Source organism: Streptomyces sp. NPDC088157, assembly GCF_044741545.1.
Taxonomy (GTDB): Bacteria; Actinomycetota; Actinomycetes; order Streptomycetales; family Streptomycetaceae; genus Streptomyces.
Map to the genome: position 1 here is coordinate 802,507 of NZ_JBIUSU010000003.1, position 23,696 is coordinate 826,202.

Genomic DNA, 23,696 nt, shown 5'->3' on the forward strand with positions numbered 1-23,696 from the left:
GGAATCCCCGGCGACGGTTGCGCGGAGAGCAGTTGCAGGGCTCCGCGCAGCAGGCTGCTGGAGGTGTGCATGGTGTACGGGAAGTAGACGACTTCGACGCCGACCTGCGCGAAGCGGCGCTCGAACTCCTCCCACTTGGGCGTTCCCTTCCAGTCGTCGCCCTTGAAGATGACGTGGAAGTTGACCCGCGCCCAGGTCTTCAACTTGTCGACGTCCGTCTCCACCACGGCCTCGTCCACGAAGCGCACACTGCGGACGATGTCCAGACGCTCGGAGAGCGGAACGACCGGAGGCCGGCCCTTCAGGTGACTGACCAGGGCGTCGGAGGTCACCCCCGCGACGAGTTTGTCGCAGTGCCGGCGCGCTTCCCGCAGGATGTTGAGGTGTCCGATGTGGAACAGGTCGTAGACCCCCGGCGCGAATCCGATGCGTGTCATCGCTCCTCACCCGCGAACTGCTCCTGGGCCTTCGACGGCGCGGTCGCGTCGTTGTCCGCGACTCGCTCCTGGGCCTTCGACGGCGCCGTCGCGTCGTTGTCCGCGACTCGCTCCTGGGCCTTCGACGGCGCCGTCGCGTCGTTGTCCGCGACTCGCTTCGAGGCCTTCGACGGCGTGGGCGCCTCGTTGCCCGCGACGCGCTCCACGGGCTTCTTCGGCACGGTCACGCTCAGGGGACGGGACTTGGCCGAGGTGTTCGTGCCGTCCGTCACCTCGATGCGGTAGCTGTGCCGGGAACCGGCGCTCACCGGGTCGGTGTAGGTCATCTTCGGAAGGTCCCAATAAGTGGACCGCTTGGTCTGGCGTGCCACGAGTTTCCCGTCCCGGTAGATCCTGTACGTCAGTGACGCGTCGTCCCGGTCCCAGGTGGCGCGCCAGGCGAGGGTGACCTTGTCGGCCGTGGCTGCGGACAGGGAGAGGTTGGGCACCTTCGGGGCTCCGGTGTCGCGGCTCCCGAAGCGGGTGAGTCCCTGCTGCGGTTGCTCGTTGACCTGGGTGAACTCACCCCCCACCCACAGGACACCCTTGGACACCACCAGGGCTCGGGGGCCCACCTCCTCGCCGAGTCCGCCGTTGGTGTCGGGGAACCAGTGCAGGATCCTGCGGTCCGTGACGGACTGGGCCAGGAGGTGCTGCCGGTCTCCCCTGTCGGGGAACCCACCCGGCGTCTCGTTGCAGTTGTGCGCGTGCGACGCGCTGTAGAGGACACCGTTGAAGGGCACCACGGCCTGGGTGGCGCCGAAGCAGGTGTCCTTCCACACCATCGTGCCGTTGGCGAGCCGGCCCGCGATACGGCCGTCGTAGATGCCCGGCCCGTGGCCCTCCGCGCCCACGAAGAAGCGGCTGTCGTCGCGGGCGATCGTCTTCACCGACGACTGGGACGGGAACCAGCCCGGGTAGGAGAGCACCGTCGCACCGCTGGTGGGGTTCAGGGCGACCAGCGAGCGGGCCTGCTGTCCGTTGACCGACTCGAAGTCGCCTCCGACGAAGAGCCTTCCGTGCGAGGGCGCGGCCGACAGGGCACGCACCGGCTGGTCGACGTCCGCCTTGAACGGCAGCAGGGCGCCCTTGGGGCTGACCGCTGCGATGCGGTTCCTGACCTGGCCGTCGACCCGGCCGAAGTCACCCCCCAGGTACACCGCGCCGCTCGTGGCCTCGATGGCCCGGATCGTGGCGGACACCGCCGGATGGAACTCCTTGCGCACGGAGCAGCCCGCGGTGTCGATGGCGGCCACGTTGGCCACCCGGGCGGATCCGGCGCGGTTGAAGGAACCGCCGACGTACAGCACCCGGCCGTCGGGAGAGGCCTTCATGGCTCGCACGGAGTGGTTGAGACCGGTGAACGACGGGGCGCAGGGCAGCAGCTTGCCGGTGCCGGCGTCGAACGCGGCGAAGTTGTGGCGCGCCACCTGACCCTGGCCGCGCGGGGCACCGGGCGGGCGGATCGTTTCGAAGGTTCCGCCGACGTAGACGACACCGTTCGCGGCGGCCAGCGACCAGACGATGCCGTCCGTCTGCCAGGTGGCCAGCGCATCGGCTGCGAGCGTCCCGGGGTCACGGCCGGCGGCCGCGGCCAGGGAGGCGTCGAGCAGGGCGGTGGTGCACACGAGGACTGTGACGGCGGCCCTCGTGGCCGATTTCTTACGAAGCTTTCTCAGGCGCAAGGCAAACCCCGGGATCGCAGTGGTGTGAGTGGTGCGAGGGAAGGGGACGCCGCTGGGTGCTCACGCAGCGCGGCGACGGAGCACTCCGACCAGTTCGCCCACGCTCAGCGACGTCCGATATCTCCACAAACTAGTAGTAAATACACACATCCCCAAGGCCATTCCCACGGCGAGTCCTGACGGAGTGTCACCCATCGTCGTGTGGGCGGCCGCCAGTACCACCGAGGCGAGCAGGACGATGCCGAGGGCGCTCGTGTAGCCGCGGTCCACGGTTTTGAAGCCGAGGCGCAGCCGGACGAGCACGGCCGCCGCGAGGTTCTCCACGACGATGGCAGCGCCCCAGGACACGGCGGCGCCGAGCACTCCCCAGGCCGGGATCGCGAGCACGCCGACGGTCAGCTGCACGGTGAAGGCCGCCCCGGTGACCGCGAGATGCCAGGAACTCCTGCCGGACATGAGGAGCACGGTCTGGGCGTTGCCGACCGCGACGTTGACCATCGAGGCGACGCACAACACCATCAGGGCGGGCGCGCCGTCGGCGAACTCCGGTCCGAAGACGGACAGAACAGTCCGCGGGAACCCGGCCACGAGGACGAACAGCGGCCAGGAGAAGAGCACGATCCAGCAGGTCGAGACGCGGTGCAGGCCCTTCGCCTCGGCGGCCTGGTCGACGGCGAGCAGACGGCTGATCTCAGGTGCGACGGCGAGCCGGACCGCGAGTTGGACGAGGGTGCCCGCGGTGACGACGCGGGCCACCGCCGTGTACACCCCCGCTTCGCCGGCCGTGGCCAGGACCGACAGCAGAATGACACCGACCCAGACCGCGCCGATGTCGAAGACGGAGGAGATCGCGCGGGGCGCGGCAAAGCCCCAGAAGGTCCGCCAGGGCACGGGCTCGTGCCCCGCGGACCGTGTGACGCCCTGGCCGGCGCGGCAGCGCCGCAGGGCGAACCACGCGGCCAGCGAGCCCGCCAGGGCGGGCAGCAGCCAGGCCGAGGCCAGCGACAGCACCCCGGGCACGTAGCAGGCCACGGGGATCGCGATCAGCACCCGCAACACCGGTTTGCCGATCTGCTCCACGCCGACGAACGGCACCACCGTGCCGAACCCCCGGGTGGCGCCGAGCAGGACCGCGCCCACGGTGGCGGCGGGCAGGAAGAGCCCGAAGAGCCGCACCAGGGCGACGGCGTCCGAGGGCGGCAACTGGGGCAGCAGCGTGGTGGCCACCGAGGGAAAGAGCAGCAGGGGCACGGCGGCCGCGATGCCGGCCAGGGTCGCCGGCAGGACGGCCGTACGCAGCAGCGCGCCGACCGAGCGGCCGTCGTTGACGGCGAGGTCGCGCGGAACGAAGCGAACGAGCCCCGTGTCGGCGCCGAGCTTGCAGGCGCTGCTCAGAATGGTGAACAGGGCGACGCCCGTGAAGATCGCTCCCGACCCGTGTGCTCCGACGGCCCGGGTGATCAGGCCGACGAGAAGGAACGAGAAGACGGCGTTCGCGACGGAACCCGCCATACCCCACCACCCGCCCCGCGCGGCCGCGGCCACCCCGCTCGGGGCCGGGGCCCCGACGCGGGGTGGAGCGGTCGCTTCGGGTGCCGTCACCGGCGGGAGACCGTGAGCGTGCCGTCCTGCAGAGGGAGGTCCATGGCCGACGTGTCGTACGACGCGGGACCGTACTTGGGGCGACGGCGCAGAACGCGGCGGAGGTTGAGACGCGGGCGCGGGCGTCCGGCGTCGAGCACGGCCCCGAGCAGCCGTCCGCCGGCGCAGCCGATCAGCTCCTGAACCTGCCTGAGGTCGTCGCGCCGGGTGCCGCCCAGGTCGGCGACCACGACGATGCCGTCGACACGCTGAGCGACCACCAGCGCGTCGGCGTTGTCGATGAAGGGCCCGGTGACGATGACGGTGGACGAGTCGCCGTCGGGCAGCATCCGGTTGGCCGCCCGGGAGTGCGGTCCGCTGGCGCCGCTCGAGGAGAAGGCGAACCGGCCGGCGACGTCGGCGTCGACGAGGACGCTCCCGGCCGGGAGGAACGCCTCCTCCAGGGTGGGGGCTTCGTAGGGCATGAGCGGCATCCGGGCGGCGAGGTCGGAGGTGTCGGGGGCGGCGTCCACGAGCAGCACCTCGCCCCCGTCGTCCGCGAGGGCCGCGGCCAGGTTGGCGGCGACCTCCTCGGCGCCGTCGGCGAGCCGGGGCGCCACCACGAGCACACGGCCGAGGCCGGCCTGTCCGGCGATCTGCCGCAGGCGGAAGGCCAGCGCCCGGTAGGCATCGGCCCGCAGGCCCTCCCTGTGACCGACCTTCAGCAGCGCGTCGCCCGCGCCGCCTTCCCTCGGCAGGATGCCGAGCACCGGCGCGCCCATGGCGGCCTGTGCCTCGCCGACCGACCGGATGCGGGTGTCCAGGGAGGAGCGCACCCAGGCCAGCAGGATGCCGAGGAGGAGACCGCAGGCCAGCCCGAGGGAGAGCAGGATCCGCAGGCCGGGTCCCACGGGGAGGGTGGGGGGCACGGCCTTGCGGACGACGTCACCGGCGTCGGTGTCGCGGGACCGGATGTCCAGCACGCGCTTCTGCAGGGTGTACAGCTGGTTCTGCGCGGCGGACTTCGCGGCCAGCTGGTCGTCCGCCAACTGCTGGTTCAGCACGGAGATCTGCTGGTCGAGGGCGCGCGTGGCCCGCTGCACCGTGGCCTGGTTACGGCTCTTGCGGTCGGCGAGATAGGCCTCGGCGAACGCGTTGGCGCCGCGCGCCGCGCCCTTGGGAGCGCCGGCGGTGAACTCGAAGCGGAGCACCTGCGACTTCTGCGGATTGGTGACCCGTACCCGGGCCCCGAGCGAGGGGGCCTGTTTGTCGGGCCGTCCCATGAGGCGCGCCGCGCGCAGGGCGACGGCCGCGCTGCCGGCGATCTGACGTTCCGTGGTCATGCTGACCTGGTTGTCCGCGCTGACGCCCACCGAGCCGAACGGGTCGGCGGTGGATCGCACGAGGACTTCGCTGGTGGAGCTGTAGGTGTGGGCGCGCTGCTGGGCGAGCGCGAGCCCGCCCAGCACTCCCAGGAGGATTCCTAGCGCGATGAGGACGCGGTGGCGCAGGAGCCGGCGCAGTTGGTCGCGTAGTTGGTCCGGCTCGTCGTACCGGTCGTCGAAGTGAATGGGTCCGGTCACGGGTGCCCTCCTGTTCCGGGGATCGATGCGTGACGGGTTGGTGCGGTCGGCATGGCCGTTGAGGGGAACCGGGATGTCCGGGCGGTGGGGGTGCTGATCAGCAGCGGGATGACCACCAGGAGCGTCAGCGGGCCCGCGATGGCGAGCAGGCTGCCGCGCAGGAAGACCATCTGGTAGAAGGCGAAGGCCGGCACCAGGAGCGCCGCGAGGGTGCCCGACCTCTCGCGCAGCCGGTGGCAGACGTCGTCCGCACGCCGTCCGGCCGCGCCCAGCAGACAGAAGACGAGGACCACCGCGAAGGGACCGGCCCACAGGTAACTCTCGATCCACAGGGGGGCGGAGAGATTGTGGAAGTCGTACCCCGCGAACCCGGCCAGGGTGATACCGGTGTCCTCGGGCTTCTCCGGCCACATCGAGCGCGGCACCATGAACAGCGGCGGCCCGAACACGCCCTCGGGGGAGAATCCGTTCTCCCCCACGTAGTCGAGGCCGGTCTGCAGTTGCTGGAACGCGTCGTAGTCGCCGTTGCTGGTGAACTGGTCGGCGAGCGAGACGACGGCGACGTCCTCCCGGTCGCTGTAGCGGAAGTAGTCGCTGTAGGGGAAGACGAGCAGGAGCGCCGCGACGAGCCCGGCCGCCATGACGCGGAAGGCACGGGGCCGGCACAGCAGGGGAATCGAGAACAGCAGGGTCAGCAGAACCATGCCGGCCCAGAATCTCGGCTTGCTGATGGGGTTGTTGACGACGACGTTGAGCGCGACGAGCACGGGCAGGAGCAGCCAGCGGACACCGCGCAGCCACCGGTCGCCGCCGGGCAGGAGCCGTACGCGCAACAGGCCCAGCAGGGCCCAGAACGCGGGCACGGACAGCGACCAGGTGACCAGGGACCGTAGGGAGGCGTCCTCTGCGCCGGTCTCGGTGATGGCCTGACGGCTGGTGAAGTACGCGCCCAGCCGACCGGGTTGGCCGGAGATCACCAGCACCGCGAGGGCGAGGGCGATCCCGCAGAGTGCCAGCAGGCGCCAGGGCGCGAGACGGCGGGAGAGGAGGCGTTCCAGGAGTCCCGGCGGGGCGGTGGCCTCGCGGGCGGCGAGGGCGTGCTCCCGGCGGACGGCGAGGGCCGTGCCGGCACTGTAGGCGAGCAGTCCGAGTTCGATGACCGCCACTGCCGCGAGCGCGGTCCCCTCACCGGTCCGGTAGGGCCACGGGTACACGTCGACGGCGAGCATGGCCAAGGGGGCCAGACCGAGCCAGATGTAGGCGAACACCCAGAACCCGAGGGCGACGAACCGCAGCGTTGGAGCGGTGAGCACACGGGCGAGCGCACCGCCGGCGTGGGCCGCGACGACCACTTGCAGAGCCAGTGCGGCCGACATGTGCGCGCCGCGCGACTGAAGGATCAGCCCCGGCAGCAGGACGGTCAGCACCACGGCCCACAGGAAGACCGCAGCAACACTGCGGACGCGAGCGTCCTGCATCCCGACCCCTCTGCCGAGCGAGTATTTAGGCTGAAACATCACTGAAGGATATATAGCGCCTATATCTCTAAAATTGGACCTGACGCGCATGAAACATCAACTTCAGCACATTGATCGCTTGTGCATCGATCCCGGGACGAAGCCATCGGGTGACACGAAGGGCCACTCGGCGAGTCTTTTACCTTAAATCATGACAAACATGCATTGCTTACTGGCGCAGGTCTCACTGACCGCACATCAGATCCCCGGATTCCCAGAGGAGTTGTGCCATGAGCAAGCAGGTCGACGTCGTTGTCGCCGGAGGCGGGGGATTCATCGGTGGTCATCTCGTGGGCGACCTTCTTGCCCAGGGGCTGACCGTCCGCTCCATCGACGTCAAGCCCCGTCACGAGTGGTACCAGGTCCACCAGGACGCCGAGAACGTGGTCGCCGACCTGTCGCTCCTGGACAGCGCCCGCGCGGGCGTCCAGGGCGCCCGGCAGGTGTACATGCTCGCCGCCGACATGGGCGGCATGGGCTTCATCGAGAACAACAAGGCCGCCTGCATGATGTCGGTGCTCACCAGCACCCACATGCTGCAGGCGGCGCACGAGGCCGGTGTGGAGCGCTACTTCTACTCCTCCTCCGCCTGCGTGTACGCCGCCGACCGGCAGACCGACCCGAACGTCACGGCGCTCAAGGAGCAGGACGCCTACCCGGCGCAGCCGGAGGACGGCTACGGCTGGGAGAAGCTCTTCTCCGAGCGCATGTGCCGGCACTACAGCGAGGACTACGGGTTCGTCACCCGCGTCGCCCGGTACCACAACGTGTACGGCCCGCAGGGCACCTGGACCGGCGGACGGGAGAAGGCGCCGGCCGCCGTCTCCCGGAAGGTGGCCGAGGCGGCCCTCTCCGGCGACCACCGGATCGAGATCTGGGGCGACGGTCAGCAGAGCCGTTCCTTCATGTACATCGACGACTGCCTCCAGGGCAGTCAGATGATCATGAAGGGGGACAGTGGCGTGCCGGTCAACCTCGGATCGTCCGAGCTGGTCACCATCAACCAACTCGTCGACATCGTCGAGCGGATCGCGGGCGTCCACTGCGAGCGCACCTACGTGCTCGACGCTCCGCAGGGCGTGCGCGGCCGCAACTCCGACAACGCCCTGATCCGGGAGATCCACGGCTGGGAACCGTCGGTCGCCCTGGTCGACGGCCTGGAGAAGACCTACGCCTGGGTCTACGACCAGGTCAAGCGCTCCCAGCAGTGACGCCCGATCGAGCACCAGGACAGGGAGAGCCGATGAGGATCCTCGTCCACGACTACAGCGGCCACCCGTTCCAGGCGCAGTTGAGCCGGGAACTGGCCCGCCGCGGTCACGACCTCGTCCACTCGACGTGCACGGCCTACGTCTCCGGCAAGGGCGACCTCGCCTCGGACACGGCCGGCCTCCGCTTCGTCACCATCGGGGACGGCACCGCGCTCAGGAAGGAGGCGTACTTCCACCGGCTCCGCCAGGAGACCCTGCTGGGCTTCGAACTGGCCCGGCAGGTGCGGCAGGAGAAGCCCGATGTGGTGATGCTGTCCAACATGCCCATCCCGACGCTGGTCGTGGCGGCCGCCGCGCTGCGGCGGCTGCGCATCCCCTGGGTGCTGTGGCACCAGGACGTGACCGCCGTCGCGCTGAAGAGCTTCGCCGCCGCGGATGTCGCGAAGGCGATGGGCGTCGCGGCCAAGGTCTTCGGGGCGGGCGAGAAGTGGTCCGCGCGCCGGGCCTCGGCCATCGTGGTGATCGCCGAGTCCTTCGTACGGGTCCACCGGCAGTGGGGCACCGCCGACAAGGTCACGGTCATTCCCAACTGGGCACCACTGGACGAGATCGTCCCGGTCGCCCGGGACAACGCCTGGTCGGAGGAGCACGGGCTGAACGGGGTGCGGACCGTGCTGTACTCCGGCACCCTGGGCCTGAAGCACAACCCGGTCCTGCTGGTGCGACTGGCCGAGCGACTGCGTGAGCGGGGCGACCCGGTCCGGCTCGTCGTCGTCAACGACGGTCCGGCCGTGCCCGTCCTCAGGGAGGCGGCCGCCGCCGCCGGGGTCGAGCTCACCCTGCTGCCCTTCCAGCCCTATGAGCGACTGCCCGAGGTGCTGGGCACGGGCGATCTGCTCGTCGTTCTGCTGGCGGCGGACGCGGGGGAGTTCTCGGTCCCGTCCAAGACCCTGTCGTATCTGTGCGCCGGGCGCCCCGTGCTCGGCCTGATGCCCGCGGACAACCTGGCCGCCCAGTTGCTCCGACAGGCGGGGTCGGCGGTCTTCCCACCGCTGGAGTCCTCGCTCGACGACGCCTCCGCCTGGGTTCAGGAGGTCCTGGCCGACCCCGCCCGCACCGAGTCCCTGGGCAAGGAGAGCCGCGCCCTGGCCGAGCGGGAGTTCGCGCTGGAGGACTGTGCCTCCCGCTTCGAGGACATCCTCCGTACGGTGAACCGCGCCTCGGCGCGCTGAACCGGGCCGCCGGCCGCCTCGGTCTCACCCTGGGTGAGGCGGAACCGAGGCGGCCGGCGGCCTGGGCGCTCATGTCACCCCTGTCCCGGTTCCGGCCGGTAGACCTTCTCGAGCTGGTCCACGACCGCGCGGATGGAGAAGACCTCGTCGATCGCCCGTCGACCGGCGTCGGCCAGCCGGCGGCGCAGCGCCTCGTCGCCGAGCAGTCGGGCCACCGCGTCGGCCAGGGCCTCCGGACTGCCGTCGGTGACCAGGGCCGCCTCCCTGCGCGCCAGTTCGGCCGCGATACCGCTGCTGTCCGTGCACACGACCGGGGTTCCCTCGGCCAGTGCCTCCAGGACCGTCATCGGGAACGGCTCGTCCACACTCGGCAGGACGTACACGGTGGCCTTCCGGTAGGCCTCCAGGGCCGCGGCGTGCTCCAGCGCGCCACCGTAGGAGACCACCTCGCCCACGCCCCGGTCGGCGACGAGCCGGGTCACCGCTGGGAGGGACCCTTCGTCGGCCCCGTAGAGGGTGAACCGCGCCTCGGGGATCTCCTTGTGGACCAGGGCGGCCATCTCTACGAACGCCTCGGGCCTTTTGCGCGGGTGCAGCCGGGCGAGGAAGATCACCTCGTGTGCGTCGCGCGGACGCGTGCCCGCCCCGTCGGCGGACGGGCGCAGACCGTTGGGCAGAGGCACGAGCGGGGGTCCGTCGGGGCCCAGGACCTCGGTCAGCGCCCGCCGCTCCCGCTCGGTGAGCACGAAGCAGCAGCGTGCCCGGCGCAGCAGGGGCACGTACAGAAGGTCGAAGACACGCGCCACGGCACCGGTGCGGGGCTCGACCATGCCATGTGTCTGCGTGACGAACTCGGTGCGGCGCAGCCGGGCGACGGCGAGCCCGGCGAGGGAGACGAGGTCGCGTCCGGCGTGAAGGTGAACGGTGTCGGCGCGCCCCATGGCCCGCCACAGGTCCCACAGCAGCCGGGGATTCATGAGTCCGAGGCACCCCCGGCCCGGGACGAGGCGCCGCGCGGGGCGGGAGACGAAACGGACGCCGCCGATGCGTTTCGCGGCCCGTGCCCGGCCACGCCACAGCGCCACCAGCGTCACGTCGTGACCTCGGGCGGCGCACTCCTCGAGTTGGGCTACGGCCACACTCGTCGGGCCCCCGAAGGCCCCGTCGTCGCTGACGAGCGTGACCACATGGACCAGTCTCATGCCCTGACTCCTTTCGCGGATGCGGCCGCAACCGTCGTCGGCGGGCCGCCCGTAGTGAGGACCGCACCCGGTGCGAGGTCCTGGTGAGCGACGGCGCCGGCGCCCACCACCGCGCCCCGGCCGACGGTGACTCCGCGCAGCACGACCGCGCGGGCGGCGACCCAGCTGCCCGGCTCGAGCCGGATGGGGCCGTTGTCGAACTCGAACGTGGCCGAACGGCGACGATGGCTGCCCGTGCACAGCAACGCGCTCTGCGAGACGCAGGAGTCACTGCCGATCGTGACCGGTTCGAGGTTGAGGATCCAGGCGTCCTCGCCGATCCAGACGTCGTCACCGACGTCCAGTTTCCACGGCCAGTGGACTCGCACCCCGCGCCGGATCAGGACCCGTTGTCCGATGCGCGCGCCGAAGGCGCGCAGCAGCACCGGCCGCAGTCGGGCCGGGAACCACCACTTGACGAACAGCAGGTGGAGGGCGGCGTACCAGGAGGCCTGGACGAGCAGGGGGCGTCCCTTTTCGTATCCGGCACCCGTGAAGCCGCGCAGGGATCGCCGTGCGCCCGAGGCCGGTGCGGCTGGGGTCTGTATGGCCGGTGTCCGTGCCGACGGATTCTGTGCGGCTGCGTTCTGTGCCATGCCGGTGTCCCTTCCCGAGAGCCCAAGACGTTCACGTCCGGGATCCTTCACGCCCTCGGGGGCGGATCATCCGCGATCACCGCGTGTTGGCGGCACACTGGCCCGGATGGAGGATGCGGCCCCGAGGGGCCACATCCGTCCTCAGTAGGCGCCCTGGCCGTCCACCACCGCGCGAAGGGTGCGGGCCATGACGCTCAGGTCCCCGGACAGCGACCAGTTGTCGACATAACGCAGGTCGAGCGCGACCGTTTCCCGCCAGGACAGGTCGGACCGTCCACTCACCTGCCACAACCCGGTCAGGCCGGGTTTGACGTGCAGCCGGCGCATCTCGATTCCGTTGTACTTCGCGACCTCCTCGGGCAGCGGTGGACGCGGTCCGACCAGGGACATGTGACCGAACAGGATGTTGAACAACTGGGGCAGTTCGTCGAGTGAGTAGCGGCGCAGGATGCGCCCCACGGGGGTGACCCGGGGGTCCCGGCGCATCTTGAACATGTGCCCGTCGTTCTCGTTCTCCGCCTGCAGCCCGCCCTTGAGCCGGTCCGCGTCGACCACCATCGTGCGGAACTTCCACATGGCGAACGGCGCCAGGTTCCTGCCCACCCTGGTCTGGCGGTAGAGGACCGGGCCGGGTGAACCGAACGGGACGGCCAGCGCCAGCAGGAGCAGCAGCGGCGAGAGCAGGACGATCAGCGCCAGGGCGCCCACCCGGTCGACGACCGCCTTGGTCAGCGTGTGCGCACCGCGCTGCAGCGGTGGTGCGATGTGCAGCAGGGTGAGCCCGGCCGCCGAGGTCAGCCGCACCCGTCGGCGGGCCACGTCGGTGATGCCGGGCAGCACCATGAGCGAGCGGCCCCCGTCGTACAGCGCCCAGGACAGCCGGCGGATCCGCTCGCCGGACATGTACGGGCTCGGCGCCACGAAGACCAGATCGGCCCCGAGTTCGTCGGCCGCCCCCAGTACGGCGGCGGTGTCCGTCTCGGGCGTCTCGGGCACCTCGCAGGGCAGTTGTACGCACACCGGCACCCCGGACCGCACCTCGCCCTCGCCCACCGGGCAGGCTCCGACGATGACGTACTCGTGGTCGGTGCGCTGGGCGAGCTGCTCGACCACGGCATCGAGCGCCGAGGCCTCGCCGACGACCAGCACGTGGCGCAGGGCGCGGGCGTCGCGGCGGGCGGCCAGCAGATGACGGTGAATCATCGTCTGGCAGACCGCCGTGAGGACCAGCGCCGGAATCAGCGCGGTGAAGGCCTCGGCGGGAACACTGCCCAGTCCGCAGACCACACGAAGCGTCGCCAGGGCGCCGACCAGGACGAACCAGTCCCGTATCACCGCCCGGAGTCCGCCCCCGTCGCCCCAGGCCAGGGGGGTGTACCGCTTGCTCACCACTCCGATCAGCGGCCACAGCAGGGCCGCGACGGCCGCCAGGCGCAAGGGGTGGGGTTCATGGACCTCCACGATCGTCGCCGTGACCGGCAGGGCCGCGGCAAGGAAGTCCACGGATACCGAGAGCGGGCGGTACCAAAGCGCCCGCGTTTGCTGACGGTGGATGGGATGGCGCGCCACGGGGATCGGCGCCTGTCGGGACATCGCGATTCTGAACCGCCGCATGGTCTCCTTCAAACCCCCAAATCGCAGTTCACGGGTGCGGCCGCATTGACCACAGACGCATCGCCGCACCCCTTGACGTGATTCTTATATCATCGGATGGGTAGCTAAATCAGACTTTTCGCCCCTCGCCGTGCGCTGCCCACAGGAAGAGCCACGAACAGGGGAACGGAGACCCGACGTCTCGCGCTCCGCCGCGGCTTGGGGCACGGTGGAGTGACGCGTGACGCACGCGCCGAGGCCGTCACGGTCGAGAGGAGCACCTGATGTCGAACCACACCTACCGGGTCACGGAGATCGTCGGCACCTCACCGGACGGCGTCGACCACGCCATCCGCAACGGCATCACCCGCGCGTCGCAGACCCTGCGCAATCTGGACTGGTTCGAGGTGACCCAGGTGCGCGGGCAGATCGAGAACGGCGACATCGCGCACTGGCAGGTGGGACTGAAGGTCGGCTTCCGCCTGGACGAGTCGGACTGACGCCGGGCGTCAACGCAGGGCCGGACACACCCGTACGGCCGACCTCCGACAGACCGCACGGCCGACCTCCCGGCGAACCGTACGGCAGACCCCCCGACGGACCGTACGGCCGTCCGTCAGGTGCGCCCCTCGCGCTCCTGCGCCTGCTTCAGCACGCCCGAGGGAGCGGTCCAGCGCGCCCGGACGACGGTGAAGCCCGCCCGTTCGGCGTCGTCGCACACCAGCTCGTCGTCGTCCACCAGAACGCGCACGTCCCGGTCGCGGGCCAGTCGGCGAAGCGTCTCCAGCTTGGTGAGCCGGGCGGGCCTGCGGTCGTCGTTGCGCCGCATGTGGACACGCCCCTCCGGCAGCCCCTGCGCGGAGAGCCACTCCAGCGTGTCCCGCCGGCAGCGCTCGGGCCGGCCGGTGAGGTAGACGACCTCGCACTCCTCGGCACTGGCGAGCACCAGCGCGACACCCTCGGGGAGCGGCGGGTCCTGCGGCGCGGCCGCGAAGAACGCGTCCCAGTCACGCGGCCTGCGCTCCAGGAAGCGCTGCCGGTGCGCCGTGTCGGCGAGGGTGTTGTCCAGATCGAAGACGGCGACGGGCCGCTTGCTGCTGTCGGTCACGCCACCACCCTAGACAGTCCGCCACTGTTGATGGGATCCATTTTCATGTAGCTTCCTCGCGGCTCACCCGGAGCCCACCGAGGAGGTACCCATGGCCGTCCCCGGACGGAAGATGTCCCGCAGCAACACCCGGCACCGCCGTGCCCGGTGGAAGGCGAACACACCGCGACTCGTCCCGGTCACCCTCGACGGCGTCCGTCACCTCGTGCCACAGCATCCGGGGAAGGCGTACGAGCGCAGTCTGCTGCTCCCCGCTGGCTGAGCCCCGCCGGCGCACCGGGTGATCCCGGGCACGGCATCGCGCCACGCGGAATCCAGCGGGCTCCGCGGTGTTGACGTCTGTATGAGCTCCGCGATCGCCTCGACCCGCTTCTCCGTCCTCGACCGCTCGCGCACGCGCGAGGGGCACACCGGCGCCGAGGCGCTCCGGGACACCGTGCGGCTGGCGCGGGAGGCGGAGGCGCTGGGCTACCACCGGTTCTGGGTCTCGGAACACCACGGCGTGCCCGGGGTCGCCGGCTCCGCGCCCACCGTGCTGGCCGCCGCCGTGGCCGGCGCGACGGACCGGATCCGGGTCGGCACCGGCGGGGTGATGCTGCCCAACCACCGGCCCCTGGTCGTGGCCGAGCAGTTCGGCGTACTGGAGTCCCTCTTCCCCGGGCGCGTCGACATGGGCCTGGGACGCTCGGTGGGCTTCACCGACGGGGTGCGCAGGGCGCTGGGGCGGGACAAGGACGACGCCGACGACTTCGCGGAGCAACTCCAGGAGCTGCTCGGCTGGTTCGTCGGCACTTCGCCCACGGGGGTGCACGCGCGGCCCTCGGAGGGGCTGACCGTGCCGCCGTTCGTGCTGGCCATGGGCGAGGGCGCGGAGATCGCCGCCCGCGCGGGTCTGCCGATGGTCATCGGCGACCTCCGCGACCGCGAGAGGATGCGGCGCGGCATCGACCGCTACCGGGCCCGGTTCCGGCCCTCCCCCTGGGCGCCGGAACCGTACGTCGTCGTCTCCGGGACGATCGCCGTGGCCGGGTCGCCCGCGGCGGCACGACGGCTCCTGATCCCGGAGGCCTGGTCGATGGCGTACTCGCGCACCCACGGCACCTTCCCTCCGCTGCCGCCCGCCGGCGAGGCCGAGGCCCGGTCGATGACCGCGAAGGAACGCGGCTTCTACGAGTCCGGCCTCACCGGCCACCTCGCGGGCACCGAGGAGCAGGTCGCGGACGAACTGGAGACGGTGCTGAAGGAGACGGGGGCGCAGGAGGTCCTGGTCACCACCAGCACGTACGACCGTGCCGCGCTGCTGGACTCCTACCGCCGGCTGGCCGGGATCGTGCACGCGGAGCGGAGCGCCGGCTGACGGCCGGCCCCTGCGCGGCGACTCACCGAGCGGTCACGGGGCCCCACTCCGAGCCGCTCACGGGGCGTCGGACGACCTCCGCGCATAGGATTGCGGGGTTTGTCCCGCCCGGCACCGGCCGCGCGGCCGCGGATCCGTACGGAGTCTCCCCTCATGCCGAGCCCACACGAGCCGCACGGCGGTGAGCCGTCCACGCGGGACGGGTACGTCCGGGTCCGGGGAGCCCGCGAGCACAACCTTCGGGGCGTGGACGTCGACATCCCGCGCGACGTCGTGGCCGTGTTCACCGGCGTGTCCGGCTCCGGGAAGTCGTCGCTGGCGTTCGGGACGATCTACGCGGAGGCCCAGCGCCGCTACTTCGAGTCGGTCGCGCCCTACGCGCGGCGGCTGATCCACCAGGTCGGCGCCCCGAAGGTCGGTGAGATCACCGGACTGCCCCCGGCGGTCTCGCTCCAGCAGCGCCGCTCGGCGCCCACCTCGCGCTCGTCGGTGGGCACGGTCACGAACCTGTCGAACTCCCTGCGGATGCTCTTCTCACGGGCGGGCGACTACCCGGCGGGCGCGGAGCGCCTCGACTCGGACGCCTTCTCCCCCAACACGGCCGCCGGGGCCTGCCCCGAGTGCCACGGCCTGGGCGAGGTCCACCGCGCCACCGAGGAGTCGCTGGTACCGGACCCGTCGCTGTCCGTCCGCGAGGGCGCGATCGCCGCCTGGCCGGGCGCCTGGCAGGGCAAGAACCTGCGGGACATCCTCGACGCGCTCGGCCACGACGTCGACGTCCCGTGGCGCGAACTGCCGGCCGAGCAGCGGCGGTGGATCCTGTTCACGGACGAGCAACCGGTGGTGACGGTGCACCCGGTGCGGGACGCGGACCGTATCCAACGCCCTTACCAGGGTACGTACACGAGTGCCCGGCGCTATGTGATGAAGACCTTCTCGGACTCCAAAAGCCCGACCCTGCGGGCCAGGGCGGAGAGCTTCCTCACGGCCGTCCCCTGTCCGGCGTGCGGTGGCGGCCGACTGCGGCCGGAATCCCTCGCCGTGACCTTCGGGGGCCGGACGATCGCGGAGCTGGCCGCGCTGCCGCTGGCGGAACTGGCCCAGCTCCTCGACGCGACGTCCGAGACGTCCCGAGTCCTCACCGAGGACCTCAAGTCCCGCATCGCTCCCGTCCTCGAACTCGGCCTGGGCTACCTCGGCCTGGACCGCGCCACCCCGACCCTGTCGGCGGGCGAGCTGCAACGGCTGCGGCTCGCGACCCAGTTGCGCTCCGGGCTGTTCGGGGTGGTGTACGTCCTGGACGAGCCGTCGGCGGGACTGCACCCCGCGGACACGGAGGCTCTGCTCACGGTGCTGGAGCGGCTGAAGGCGGCGGGCAACTCGGTGTACGTGGTGGAGCACCAGCTGGACGTGATGCGCGCCGCCGACTGGCTGGTGGACGTGGGCCCCCAGGCCGGCGAGCACGGCGGGCGCGTGCTGCACAGCGGCCCGGTGGCGGATCTGGCGTCGGTGGCGGAGTCGGCGACGGCACGCTTCCTGTTCGACCGCTCTGCCGCACCCGCCCGCGAAGTCCGCTCCGCCCGGGGCCGGTTGACGGTGGGACCGGTGACCCGGCACAACCTGCGCGCGGTGACGGCGGAGTTCGGGCTCGGCGTGTTCACGGCGGTGACGGGCGTGTCGGGTTCGGGAAAGTCGACGCTCGTCGGAGAGATCACGGAAGGCCTGCCCGGCGTGGGCCGGCTCGTCGCGGTCGACCAGAAGCCGATCGGCCGCACCCCGCGCTCGAACCTGGCCACGTACACGGGCCTGTTCGACGTGGTCCGCAAGGTCTTCGCGGCGACGGACGCGGCCCGGGCCAGGGGCTACGGCGCCGGCCGCTTCTCCTTCAACGTGTCCGGCGGGCGCTGCGAGACCTGCCAGGGCGAGGGTTTCGTCAGCGTCGAACTCCTCTTCCTGCCCAGTACGTACGCGCCCTGTCCGGACTGCGGAGGGGCCCGCTACAACCCCGGGACGCTCGAAGTGGCCTACCGGGACCGCGACATCGCGCAGGTGCTGGACCTGACGGTGGAGTCGGCGGCGGACTTCTTCGCCGACGTCCCCGCCGTCTCCCGTTCGCTGGCCACCCTTCTCGACGTCGGCCTCGGCTACCTCCGGCTCGGCCAGCCGGCGACGGAACTCTCCGGCGGCGAGGCCCAACGCATCAAACTGGCGGCCGAGTTGCAGCGCGGCCGCCGCGGCCACACGCTCTACCTGCTGGACGAACCCACGACCGGCCTGCACCCGGCCGACGTCGAGGTCCTCATGCGCCAGCTGCACTCTCTGGTCGACGCCGGGCACACGGTGATCGTCGTCGAGCACGACATGTCCGTGGTGGCGGGCGCGGACCGGGTGATCGACCTCGGTCCCGGCGGCGGCGACGCGGGCGGTCGGATCGTGGCGACGGGGACGCCACGGGAGGTGGCACAGGCCGAAGGGAGCGCCACGGCTCCGTATCTGCGCAGGGCGCTGGGCGCGCCGCGCTAGCCGCGCTCAGCTCCGCTGCTCCCGCCAGGCCCGGTAGTGGTCCACCAGGGTCTCCTCGATCGGACGGTAGGTGAGGCCCAGTTCCTCGGTGCTTCTGCGGTTGTCGACGCGGAAGCGGATGCCGAGGTGGTTGCGGATGTACTCCTGGGAGAGGCCGAACGCGGGGCCGAGGATCCGCACCGGCCAGTGCGGGAGGGCGGTCCGGGGCAGGCGGCGGTTGCCCGGGTGGTGTTTCAGCAGGGCTTTCGACATCTGGTGGAAGGAGGTCATCTCCTGCGCTGCCACGATGTAGCGGCCGTGCGCTTCGGGGCGTTCCGCCGCCGCTATGTGGGCCGTCGCGACGTCGCGTACGTCGACCGTGGTGAAGCTGAAGTCCGGGGCGCCGTAGAAGAAGTACCCCTTGAAGAGCTCGTCGAGGAGGAACAGGCTGCCCGAGTCCGAGGCGGGGGTGAGGGAGGGGCCCAGGATCAGGCCGGGGTTGACGGAGACCATGCGCCAGCGGCTCTGGGCGGCCTCCGCCTCCCAGGCGGCCCGCTCGGCCACCGTCTTGGCGTAGTGGTACGGGTTGTTCTCCACCGTGCTGGTGGTGTTGAAGTACTTCTCCGACAGGGTCTGGTCGTCCATCACCCGCACGTCGGCGTAGTCGCCGAAGATCGCGCCCACCGTGGACGTGAGGACGAGGCGCTCGACGGTCTCCGTGCGCTCGATGGCCGCGAGGATGTTGCGGGTGCCCGTCAGGGCCGGCTCCACCATGTCCCGTCGGCCGTCCTTGATCTTCTCCGGCATGAGGAAGGGGGACGCCACATGGAAGACCACCGCGCAGCCCTTCATGGCCTCGTCGAAGGAACCCTCCGTCAGGAGGTTCGCCTCGAAGAGGTCCAGGCGGCCGGGATGGGCGTCTCCCAGGGCACGCAGCGGCCGAAGCCTGGCGGTGTCGGCGGTGCCGCGTACGGTGGTGTGCACGTGGTAGCCGCGCTCCAGGAGCTGCCGTACGAGATGGGCGGCCACGAAGCCGCTGCCTCCCGTCACGAGTGCCGTCCGGCCGGCCGGGCCTGCGTTCACGCGCGCTCCCCTCAGAGGTCGAGACGCGTCATGATCCCATCAAGTCGCCCGGACAACCCCTCGCTCGCCGGGAATCGCTTCGACCCGTACCGGCGCGCCGGCCGGCTGCTCACCCCTCGGGGGCACCGCCGTGACGATGGCCCGCCGTCCCGGGCAGGCCTCGGGTCCGACCCCCGGAGCGACGACCGACCGCTCCTCCCCCCACGCCCCGCACCCGCGCCCCGGCAACGGCGGCCGGCCATCTGCGTTGGGAAGGACCGCCCGACACGAGCACGGCCGACACCTCGACCTCCGCCTCCACTTCGACTTCCACCTCCACCTCCACCTCCTCCGCTGCCCCGCCCCGCACCCGCGCCCCGGCGGCCGCTGCCAGGGTTCCGCGGTCGGGGTGGCTGCCCGGCGCGAGCACGGGCAGCACCTCGACGTCCGCCTCCAGTCCACGGGTCGAGACCACCCGCCACAGCGAGGTGAGCAGCGGGTCGTCGCCGACGAACGCGGCCGCGGTTCCGGCCGCTCCGTCACGGTCCCGGTAGCGGATGCGTACGGGCTGCACCGGGACCCGGGCGTCGAGGGCGGCCTGGAACACCGCGTGCCGGAAGTGTCCCTGGGCGCGGCCGCACCAGGTGCTCCCCTCGGGGAACACCGCGACCGCCCGCCCGGCGCGCAGCGCGTCGGCGATCCGGGCCACCGTGGCGGGCAGGGCGCGCAGCCGGTCGCGGTCGATGAACAGGACACCGCCGCGGGTGACCAGCGCGCCCGCCACCGGCCACCGCCGGATCTCGGCCTTGGCGAGCATCCGGGCCGGGCGGACGGCGGCCAGCAGCGGGATGTCCAGCCAGGAGATGTGGTTCGCGACCAGGAGCAGTCCCGTGCCCGTGGGCGCGCTCGCGCCGGTCACCCGGACCCGCACCCCCGCCGCCCGTACGACGGCCCGGCTCCACCACCGCACCGTGCGCGCCGGGAGCCGTCCGCCCAGCGGCGCCAGCACCACCCCGGCCAGGACCAGCACGACCACCGCCGTGAGCCGCAGCGCGGCCCGGGGTGCGGCCGTACGGGACACCGTCGTCCCCACGCACGCCCGCGGGGTGCAGGGCGCGCTGGGCAGCCACACGCTCATCAGGCCGGGACGAGGGAGAGGAAGTGCCGCAGGTAGCGCGGGTCGACCCGGCTCATCGGCAGCAGCACGTACAGATCGGCGACGCCGAAGTCGGGGTCGTGGGCGGGCTCCCCGCACACCCAGGCGCCGAGGCGCAGATAGCCGCGCAGCAGCGCCGGGAGCTCCCTGCGGGCGGCCCGGCCGGTGGTGTTCGGGGTCCACGGCAGCAGCGGCCGTACCCGGTACTCCGGCGGCGCGAGGTGCTTCTCGCGCACCCGGTCCCAGCTCGCCGTCGCCAGGGCGCCGCCGTCGGCGAGCGGGATCGAGCAGCAGCCGGCCAGCCACTCGTGGCCCCGGTCCACCATGTAGCGGGCTATCCCGGCCCAGATGAGTCCGATGACGGCGCCGTCGCGGTGGTCGGGGTGCACGCACGAGCGGCCGACCTCGACCAGGCCGGGCCGGATCGCGTCGAGCGGGCTCAGGTCGAACTCGCCCTCGGAGTAGAGCCGTCCGGCGATCGCGGCCCGCTCGGGCGGCAGCAGCCGATAGGTGCCGACCACTTCGCCGGTGGCGTTGTCCCGGATGAGGAGGTGGTCGCAGTAGGCGTCGAAGGCGTCCGTGTCCAGGCCCGGTTCGGGGCCGTCGAGCCGGGCGCCCAGTTCCCCGGCGAACACCTGGTGGCGCAGTCGCTGCGCGGCCCGGACGTCGTCCTGGTCGCGGGCGAGCGACACGAGGTAGCCGGAGCCGCCGGGCGGGACGGCGAGAGCGGGGGGTGACAGGGGCATGGCGGTCATGGAGGTCTCCTGCGCCGAGCGGAAGAAGCATGGGGACGGTGCACGGGGAATCTGCACCTGCTTTCTTCCGCGCCCGGCTGGCCTCGGCGTGACCGGCGCGGGGCCCGTGGATGTGCGGCTGCTGAATGCCGGGAGTCGGCGCACGCCCCTCGCCGCGGATGCCTGGCGGGGCCGGGGATGAGCACCACTCCCGGCCCCGCCCGTCCGCATCTTGTCGGCGAACGTCTTTTCTCGAAGCGGGCGTCGGAGCGACCCCTTGGGGGCGCGGGGAACCGCGCGACCGGCCCGGACGGACCCGCGGCCCGAAATCGACGCTCCGCCCCAGGGCGCTACCACTTCCCTACGGCGCTAGCGCTTCGTGACCTTCCGGGTGGCCCGCAACCACTCCTTGTTCATACCGGTGATGGACACCAGCGGGATGCCCTTCGGGCAGGCGGTCGCGCACTCGCCCGCCAGCGTGCACCCGCCGAACCCCTCCTCGTCCATCTGCGCCACCATGTCCAGCACCCGTGTCTCCCGCTCGGGCGCGCCCTGCGGCAGCACGTTCAGGTGGTTGACCTTGGCGGAGGTGAACAGCATGGCCGCCCCGTTCGGGCAGGCGGCCACGCACGCCCCGCAGCCGATGCACTCCGCGTGCTCGAAGGCGAAGTCGGCGTCGGGCTTCGGCACGGGCGTCGCGTGGGCCTCGGGAGCGGCACCGGTCGGCGCGGTGACGTATCCGCCGGCCTGGATGATCCGGTCGAAGGCACTCCGGTCGACCACCAGGTCCTTGACGACCGGGAAGGCGGCGGCCCGCCACGGCTCGACGTCGATCGTGTCCCCGTCCCGGAAGGACCGCATGTGCAACTGGCAGGTGGTGGTCCGTTCGGGCCCGTGCGCGTCGCCGTTGATGACGAGCGAGCACGCGCCGCAGATGCCCTCGCGGCAGTCGTGGTCGAAGGCGACCGGATCGTCGCCGCGCAGGATGAGCTCCTCGTTGAGGGTGTCGAGCATCTCGAGGAAGGACATGTCGGGCGAGATGCCGTCCACCTCGTACGTGGACATGGCGCCGTCGGCGTCGGCGTTCTTCTGCCGCCAGACGCGCAGGTTGAGCCTCATGCGTAGCTCCGCTGGGTGGGGTGGACGTACTCGAAGACCAGGTCTTCCCTGTGCAGGGCCGGGGCCTCGCCCGTCCCGGTGAACTCCCAGGCGGCCGCGTACCCGAACTCGTCGTCCCGCCGGGCCGCCTCACCGTCCGGGGTCTGCGACTCCTCGCGGAAGTGGCCGCCGCAGGACTCGGCGCGGTGCAGTGCGTCGAGGCACATCAGCTCGGCGAGCTCCAGGTAGTCGACGACGCGGTTGGCCTTCTCCAGGGACTGGTTGAACTCCTCGCCGGTGCCGGGCACCTTGATGCGCCGCCAGAACTCCTCACGGATCTGCGGGATCCGTTCGAGGGCCTTGCGCAGACCGGCGTCGGTGCGGGCCATGCCGCAGAACTCCCACATGAGTTCGCCGACCTCACGGTGGAAGGAGTCCGGGGTGCGGTCGCCGTCGACCGAGAGCAGCAGGTTGAGACGGTCCTGGGTCTCCGCCAACACCTCCTGGACCGCAGGGTGTTCGAGGGTCACCTCGCCCTGGTGCGGGTTGCGGGCGAGGTAGTCGTTGATGGTGGCCGGCAGCACGAAGTAGCCGTCCGCCAGGCCCTGCATCAGCGCGGAGGCACCGAGCCGGTTCGCTCCGTGGTCGGAGAAGTTGGCCTCGCCGATCGCGAACAGGCCCGGCACGGTGGTCTGGAGGTCGTAGTCGACCCACAGCCCGCCCATCGTGTAGTGCACGGCCGGGTAGATCCGCATCGGGACCTCGTACGGATCCTCGTCGGTGATCCGCTGGTACATGTCGAAGAGGTTGCCGTACTTGGCCTCGACGGCGCCCCGCCCCATGCGCCGGACGGCGTCGGCGAAGTCGAGGTACACGCCCTGTCCGCCGGGGCCGACTCCCCTGCCCTCGTCGCAGACGTTCTTCGCGGCGCGGGAGGCGATGTCACGCGGCACGAGGTTGCCGAAGGAGGGGTAGACGCGCTCCAGGTAGTAGTCGCGCTCCTCCTCGGGGATCCGGTTCGGCGGCCGGTCGTCGCCCTTGGCCTTGGGTACCCAGATCCGGCCGTCGTTGCGCAGCGACTCGCTCATCAGCGTCAGCTTCGACTGGTGCTCGCCGGTGCGCGGGATGCAGGTCGGGTGGATCTGGGTGAAGCAGGGGTTGGCGAAGTACGCGCCGCGCCGGTGCGCCCGCCAGATCGCGGTGGCGTTGGAGTTCATGGCGTTGGTCGACAGGTAGAAGACGTTCCCGTAGCCGCCGCTCGCGAGGACGACCGCGTCCGCGAAGTACGTGTCGATCTTCCCCGTGATCAGGTCCCGCGCCACGATGCCGCGGGCCCTGCCGTCGACGACGATCAGGTCGAGCATCTCGGTGCGCGGGTGCATCTCGATGTTGCCGGCGGCGATCTGCCTGCTGAGGGCCTGGTAGGCGCCCAGCAGCAACTGCTGGCCGGTCTGGCCGCGGGCGTAGAAGGTCCTCGAGACCTGTACGCCGCCGAACGAACGCGTGTCGAGCAGACCGCCGTACTCGCGCGCGAAGGGCACGCCCTGCGCCACGCACTGGTCGATGATCTCGACCGAGATCTGCGCGAGCCGGTGCACGTTGGACTCACGAGCCCGGAAGTCGCCGCCCTTGACGGTGTCGTAGAAGAGGCGGTGGATGGAGTCGCCGTCGTTGCGGTAGTTCTTCGCCGCGTTGATGCCGCCCTGCGCGGCGATGGAGTGGGCGCGGCGCGGGGAGTCCTGGTAGCAGAACTGGACGACGTGGTAGCCCTGTTCGGCGAGGGTGGCGCCGGCCGAGCCGCCCGCGAGGCCGGTGCCCACGACGATCACCGTGTGCTTGCGCCGGTTGGCCGGGTTGACCAGCTTGGCCTCGAAGCGGCGCCTGTCCCAGCGCTCGGCGACGGGCCCTGAGGGCGCCCTGGTGTCGGCGACGGGCTCACCGGTCGAGTATTCGGTGTAGGTCAT

19 protein-coding genes and 1 pseudogene are annotated in these 23,696 nt (G+C 71.5%); 6 read left to right on the forward strand and 14 right to left on the reverse strand.

Annotation, left to right across the window (positions count from 1 at the left end; translation table 11 throughout):
- Window positions 1–14: 14 nt before the first annotated feature.
- The 5 genes and pseudogenes from ACIPFH_RS14810 to ACIPFH_RS14830 form a co-directional block, all read right to left on the reverse strand.
- A pseudogene (locus ACIPFH_RS14810) lies at window positions 15–437 on the reverse strand (adenylyltransferase/cytidyltransferase family protein); the annotation flags it as partial.
- A complete protein-coding gene (locus ACIPFH_RS14815) occupies window positions 434–2,104 on the reverse strand; it encodes a fibronectin type III domain-containing protein (RefSeq protein ID WP_401826390.1) in 1,671 nt (556 codons plus the stop codon). The pseudogene ACIPFH_RS14810 and the gene ACIPFH_RS14815, both read right to left, overlap by 4 nt.
- A 117-nt stretch (window positions 2,105–2,221) precedes the next feature.
- The gene (locus ACIPFH_RS14820; protein WP_401826392.1) at window positions 2,222–3,763 is read right to left on the reverse strand and encodes an oligosaccharide flippase family protein; all 1,542 of its coding nucleotides are present in this window, start codon (window positions 3,761–3,763) and stop codon (window positions 2,222–2,224) included.
- Entirely contained in the window at window positions 3,760–5,325 is a 1,566-nt protein-coding gene (locus tag ACIPFH_RS14825) for a hypothetical protein (RefSeq protein WP_401826394.1), read from the reverse strand. Before ACIPFH_RS14825 ends, ACIPFH_RS14820 begins: the two co-directional genes overlap by 4 nt.
- Window positions 5,322–6,803 (reverse strand): hypothetical protein, encoded by a 1,482-nt coding sequence (locus tag ACIPFH_RS14830; protein WP_401826396.1) that lies wholly within the window; start codon window positions 6,801–6,803, stop codon window positions 5,322–5,324. Before ACIPFH_RS14830 ends, ACIPFH_RS14825 begins: the two co-directional genes overlap by 4 nt.
- 269 nt (window positions 6,804–7,072) lie before the next feature.
- On the opposite strand from ACIPFH_RS14830, the gene ACIPFH_RS14835 reads away from it, so the two are divergent.
- Both ACIPFH_RS14835 and ACIPFH_RS14840 read left to right on the forward strand, forming a co-directional pair.
- Window positions 7,073–8,053 carry an NAD-dependent epimerase/dehydratase family protein gene (locus ACIPFH_RS14835; protein WP_401826399.1) on the forward strand — a complete coding sequence of 327 codons (981 nt, stop codon included), beginning with the start codon at window positions 7,073–7,075 and terminating at the stop codon, window positions 8,051–8,053.
- Between the two features lie 32 nt (window positions 8,054–8,085).
- The gene (locus ACIPFH_RS14840; RefSeq protein ID WP_401826402.1) at window positions 8,086–9,285 is read left to right on the forward strand and encodes a glycosyltransferase family 4 protein; all 1,200 of its coding nucleotides are present in this window, start codon (window positions 8,086–8,088) and stop codon (window positions 9,283–9,285) included.
- A gap of 74 nt (window positions 9,286–9,359) precedes the next feature.
- On the opposite strand, the gene ACIPFH_RS14845 is transcribed toward ACIPFH_RS14840, so the two are convergent.
- The 3 genes from ACIPFH_RS14845 to ACIPFH_RS14855 form a co-directional block, all read right to left on the reverse strand.
- Window positions 9,360–10,487: a glycosyltransferase gene (locus ACIPFH_RS14845; protein ID WP_401826405.1), complete on the reverse strand. Its 1,128-nt coding sequence runs from the start codon at window positions 10,485–10,487 to the stop codon at window positions 9,360–9,362.
- Window positions 10,484–11,122, reverse strand: a complete 639-nt coding sequence (locus tag ACIPFH_RS14850) for a DapH/DapD/GlmU-related protein (RefSeq protein WP_356257653.1) — start codon at window positions 11,120–11,122, stop codon at window positions 10,484–10,486. Before ACIPFH_RS14850 ends, ACIPFH_RS14845 begins: the two co-directional genes overlap by 4 nt.
- 141 nt (window positions 11,123–11,263) lie before the next feature.
- Window positions 11,264–12,625, reverse strand: coding sequence for a sugar transferase (locus ACIPFH_RS14855; RefSeq protein ID WP_401826409.1), 1,362 nt, complete (start codon window positions 12,623–12,625; stop codon window positions 11,264–11,266).
- Window positions 12,626–12,999: 374 nt separating this feature from the next.
- On the opposite strand from ACIPFH_RS14855, the gene ACIPFH_RS14860 reads away from it, so the two are divergent.
- Entirely contained in the window at window positions 13,000–13,215 is a 216-nt protein-coding gene (locus tag ACIPFH_RS14860) for a dodecin (RefSeq protein ID WP_356257647.1), read from the forward strand.
- A gap of 116 nt (window positions 13,216–13,331) precedes the next feature.
- Here ACIPFH_RS14860 and ACIPFH_RS14865 read toward each other — a convergent pair whose 3' ends face one another.
- Window positions 13,332–13,823, reverse strand: a complete 492-nt coding sequence (locus ACIPFH_RS14865) for a hypothetical protein (RefSeq protein WP_401826412.1) — start codon at window positions 13,821–13,823, stop codon at window positions 13,332–13,334.
- Between the two features lie 91 nt (window positions 13,824–13,914).
- Here ACIPFH_RS14865 and rpmF point away from each other — a divergent pair, with 91 nt between their 5' ends.
- From rpmF to ACIPFH_RS14880, 3 genes are all read left to right on the forward strand, one after another.
- The gene (gene rpmF / locus ACIPFH_RS14870; protein WP_401826415.1) at window positions 13,915–14,085 is read left to right on the forward strand and encodes a 50S ribosomal protein L32; all 171 of its coding nucleotides are present in this window, start codon (window positions 13,915–13,917) and stop codon (window positions 14,083–14,085) included.
- A gap of 81 nt (window positions 14,086–14,166) precedes the next feature.
- Window positions 14,167–15,180, forward strand: a complete 1,014-nt coding sequence (locus ACIPFH_RS14875) for an LLM class flavin-dependent oxidoreductase (protein WP_401826418.1) — start codon at window positions 14,167–14,169, stop codon at window positions 15,178–15,180.
- A gap of 153 nt (window positions 15,181–15,333) precedes the next feature.
- Window positions 15,334–17,703, forward strand: a complete 2,370-nt coding sequence (locus ACIPFH_RS14880) for an ATP-binding cassette domain-containing protein (RefSeq protein ID WP_401826420.1) — start codon at window positions 15,334–15,336, stop codon at window positions 17,701–17,703.
- Between the two features lie 6 nt (window positions 17,704–17,709).
- Here the strand turns inward: ACIPFH_RS14880 and ACIPFH_RS14885 are convergent, their stop codons facing one another.
- The 5 genes from ACIPFH_RS14885 to ACIPFH_RS14905 form a co-directional block, all read right to left on the reverse strand.
- Entirely contained in the window at window positions 17,710–18,765 is a 1,056-nt protein-coding gene (locus ACIPFH_RS14885) for an NAD-dependent epimerase/dehydratase family protein (protein WP_401826423.1), read from the reverse strand.
- Window positions 18,766–18,874: 109 nt separating this feature from the next.
- Window positions 18,875–19,882 carry a lysophospholipid acyltransferase family protein gene (locus tag ACIPFH_RS14890; protein WP_401826426.1) on the reverse strand — a complete coding sequence of 336 codons (1,008 nt, stop codon included), beginning with the start codon at window positions 19,880–19,882 and terminating at the stop codon, window positions 18,875–18,877.
- A complete protein-coding gene (locus ACIPFH_RS14895; RefSeq protein WP_401826429.1) occupies window positions 19,882–20,655 on the reverse strand; it encodes a GNAT family N-acetyltransferase in 774 nt (257 codons plus the stop codon). Before ACIPFH_RS14895 ends, ACIPFH_RS14890 begins: the two co-directional genes overlap by 1 nt.
- A 348-nt stretch (window positions 20,656–21,003) precedes the next feature.
- Window positions 21,004–21,753: a succinate dehydrogenase/fumarate reductase iron-sulfur subunit gene (locus ACIPFH_RS14900; protein ID WP_314219903.1), complete on the reverse strand. Its 750-nt coding sequence runs from the start codon at window positions 21,751–21,753 to the stop codon at window positions 21,004–21,006.
- Entirely contained in the window at window positions 21,750–23,696 is a 1,947-nt protein-coding gene (locus ACIPFH_RS14905) for a fumarate reductase/succinate dehydrogenase flavoprotein subunit (protein ID WP_401826432.1), read from the reverse strand. Before ACIPFH_RS14905 ends, ACIPFH_RS14900 begins: the two co-directional genes overlap by 4 nt.

Excerpts from the sequence above, each read along its gene's own strand:
- ACIPFH_RS14830 (WP_401826396.1), bottom strand. The coding sequence starts at position 6,803 with ATGCAGGACGCTCGCGTCCGCAGTGTTGCTGCGGTCTTCCTGTGGGCC.
- ACIPFH_RS14835 (WP_401826399.1), top strand. The coding sequence starts at position 7,073 with ATGAGCAAGCAGGTCGACGTCGTTGTCGCCGGAGGCGGGGGATTCATC.
- ACIPFH_RS14840 (WP_401826402.1), top strand. The coding sequence starts at position 8,086 with ATGAGGATCCTCGTCCACGACTACAGCGGCCACCCGTTCCAGGCGCAG.
- ACIPFH_RS14845 (WP_401826405.1), bottom strand. The coding sequence starts at position 10,487 with ATGAGACTGGTCCATGTGGTCACGCTCGTCAGCGACGACGGGGCCTTC.
- ACIPFH_RS14850 (WP_356257653.1), bottom strand. The coding sequence starts at position 11,122 with ATGGCACAGAACGCAGCCGCACAGAATCCGTCGGCACGGACACCGGCC.
- ACIPFH_RS14860 (WP_356257647.1), top strand. The coding sequence starts at position 13,000 with ATGTCGAACCACACCTACCGGGTCACGGAGATCGTCGGCACCTCACCG.
- rpmF (WP_401826415.1), top strand. The coding sequence starts at position 13,915 with ATGGCCGTCCCCGGACGGAAGATGTCCCGCAGCAACACCCGGCACCGC.
- ACIPFH_RS14875 (WP_401826418.1), top strand. The coding sequence starts at position 14,167 with ATGAGCTCCGCGATCGCCTCGACCCGCTTCTCCGTCCTCGACCGCTCG.
- ACIPFH_RS14880 (WP_401826420.1), top strand. The coding sequence starts at position 15,334 with ATGCCGAGCCCACACGAGCCGCACGGCGGTGAGCCGTCCACGCGGGAC.
- ACIPFH_RS14890 (WP_401826426.1), bottom strand. The coding sequence starts at position 19,882 with ATGAGCGTGTGGCTGCCCAGCGCGCCCTGCACCCCGCGGGCGTGCGTG.
- ACIPFH_RS14895 (WP_401826429.1), bottom strand. The coding sequence starts at position 20,655 with ATGACCGCCATGCCCCTGTCACCCCCCGCTCTCGCCGTCCCGCCCGGC.
- ACIPFH_RS14900 (WP_314219903.1), bottom strand. The coding sequence starts at position 21,753 with ATGAGGCTCAACCTGCGCGTCTGGCGGCAGAAGAACGCCGACGCCGAC.
- ACIPFH_RS14905 (WP_401826432.1), bottom strand. The coding sequence starts at position 23,696 with ATGACCTACACCGAATACTCGACCGGTGAGCCCGTCGCCGACACCAGG.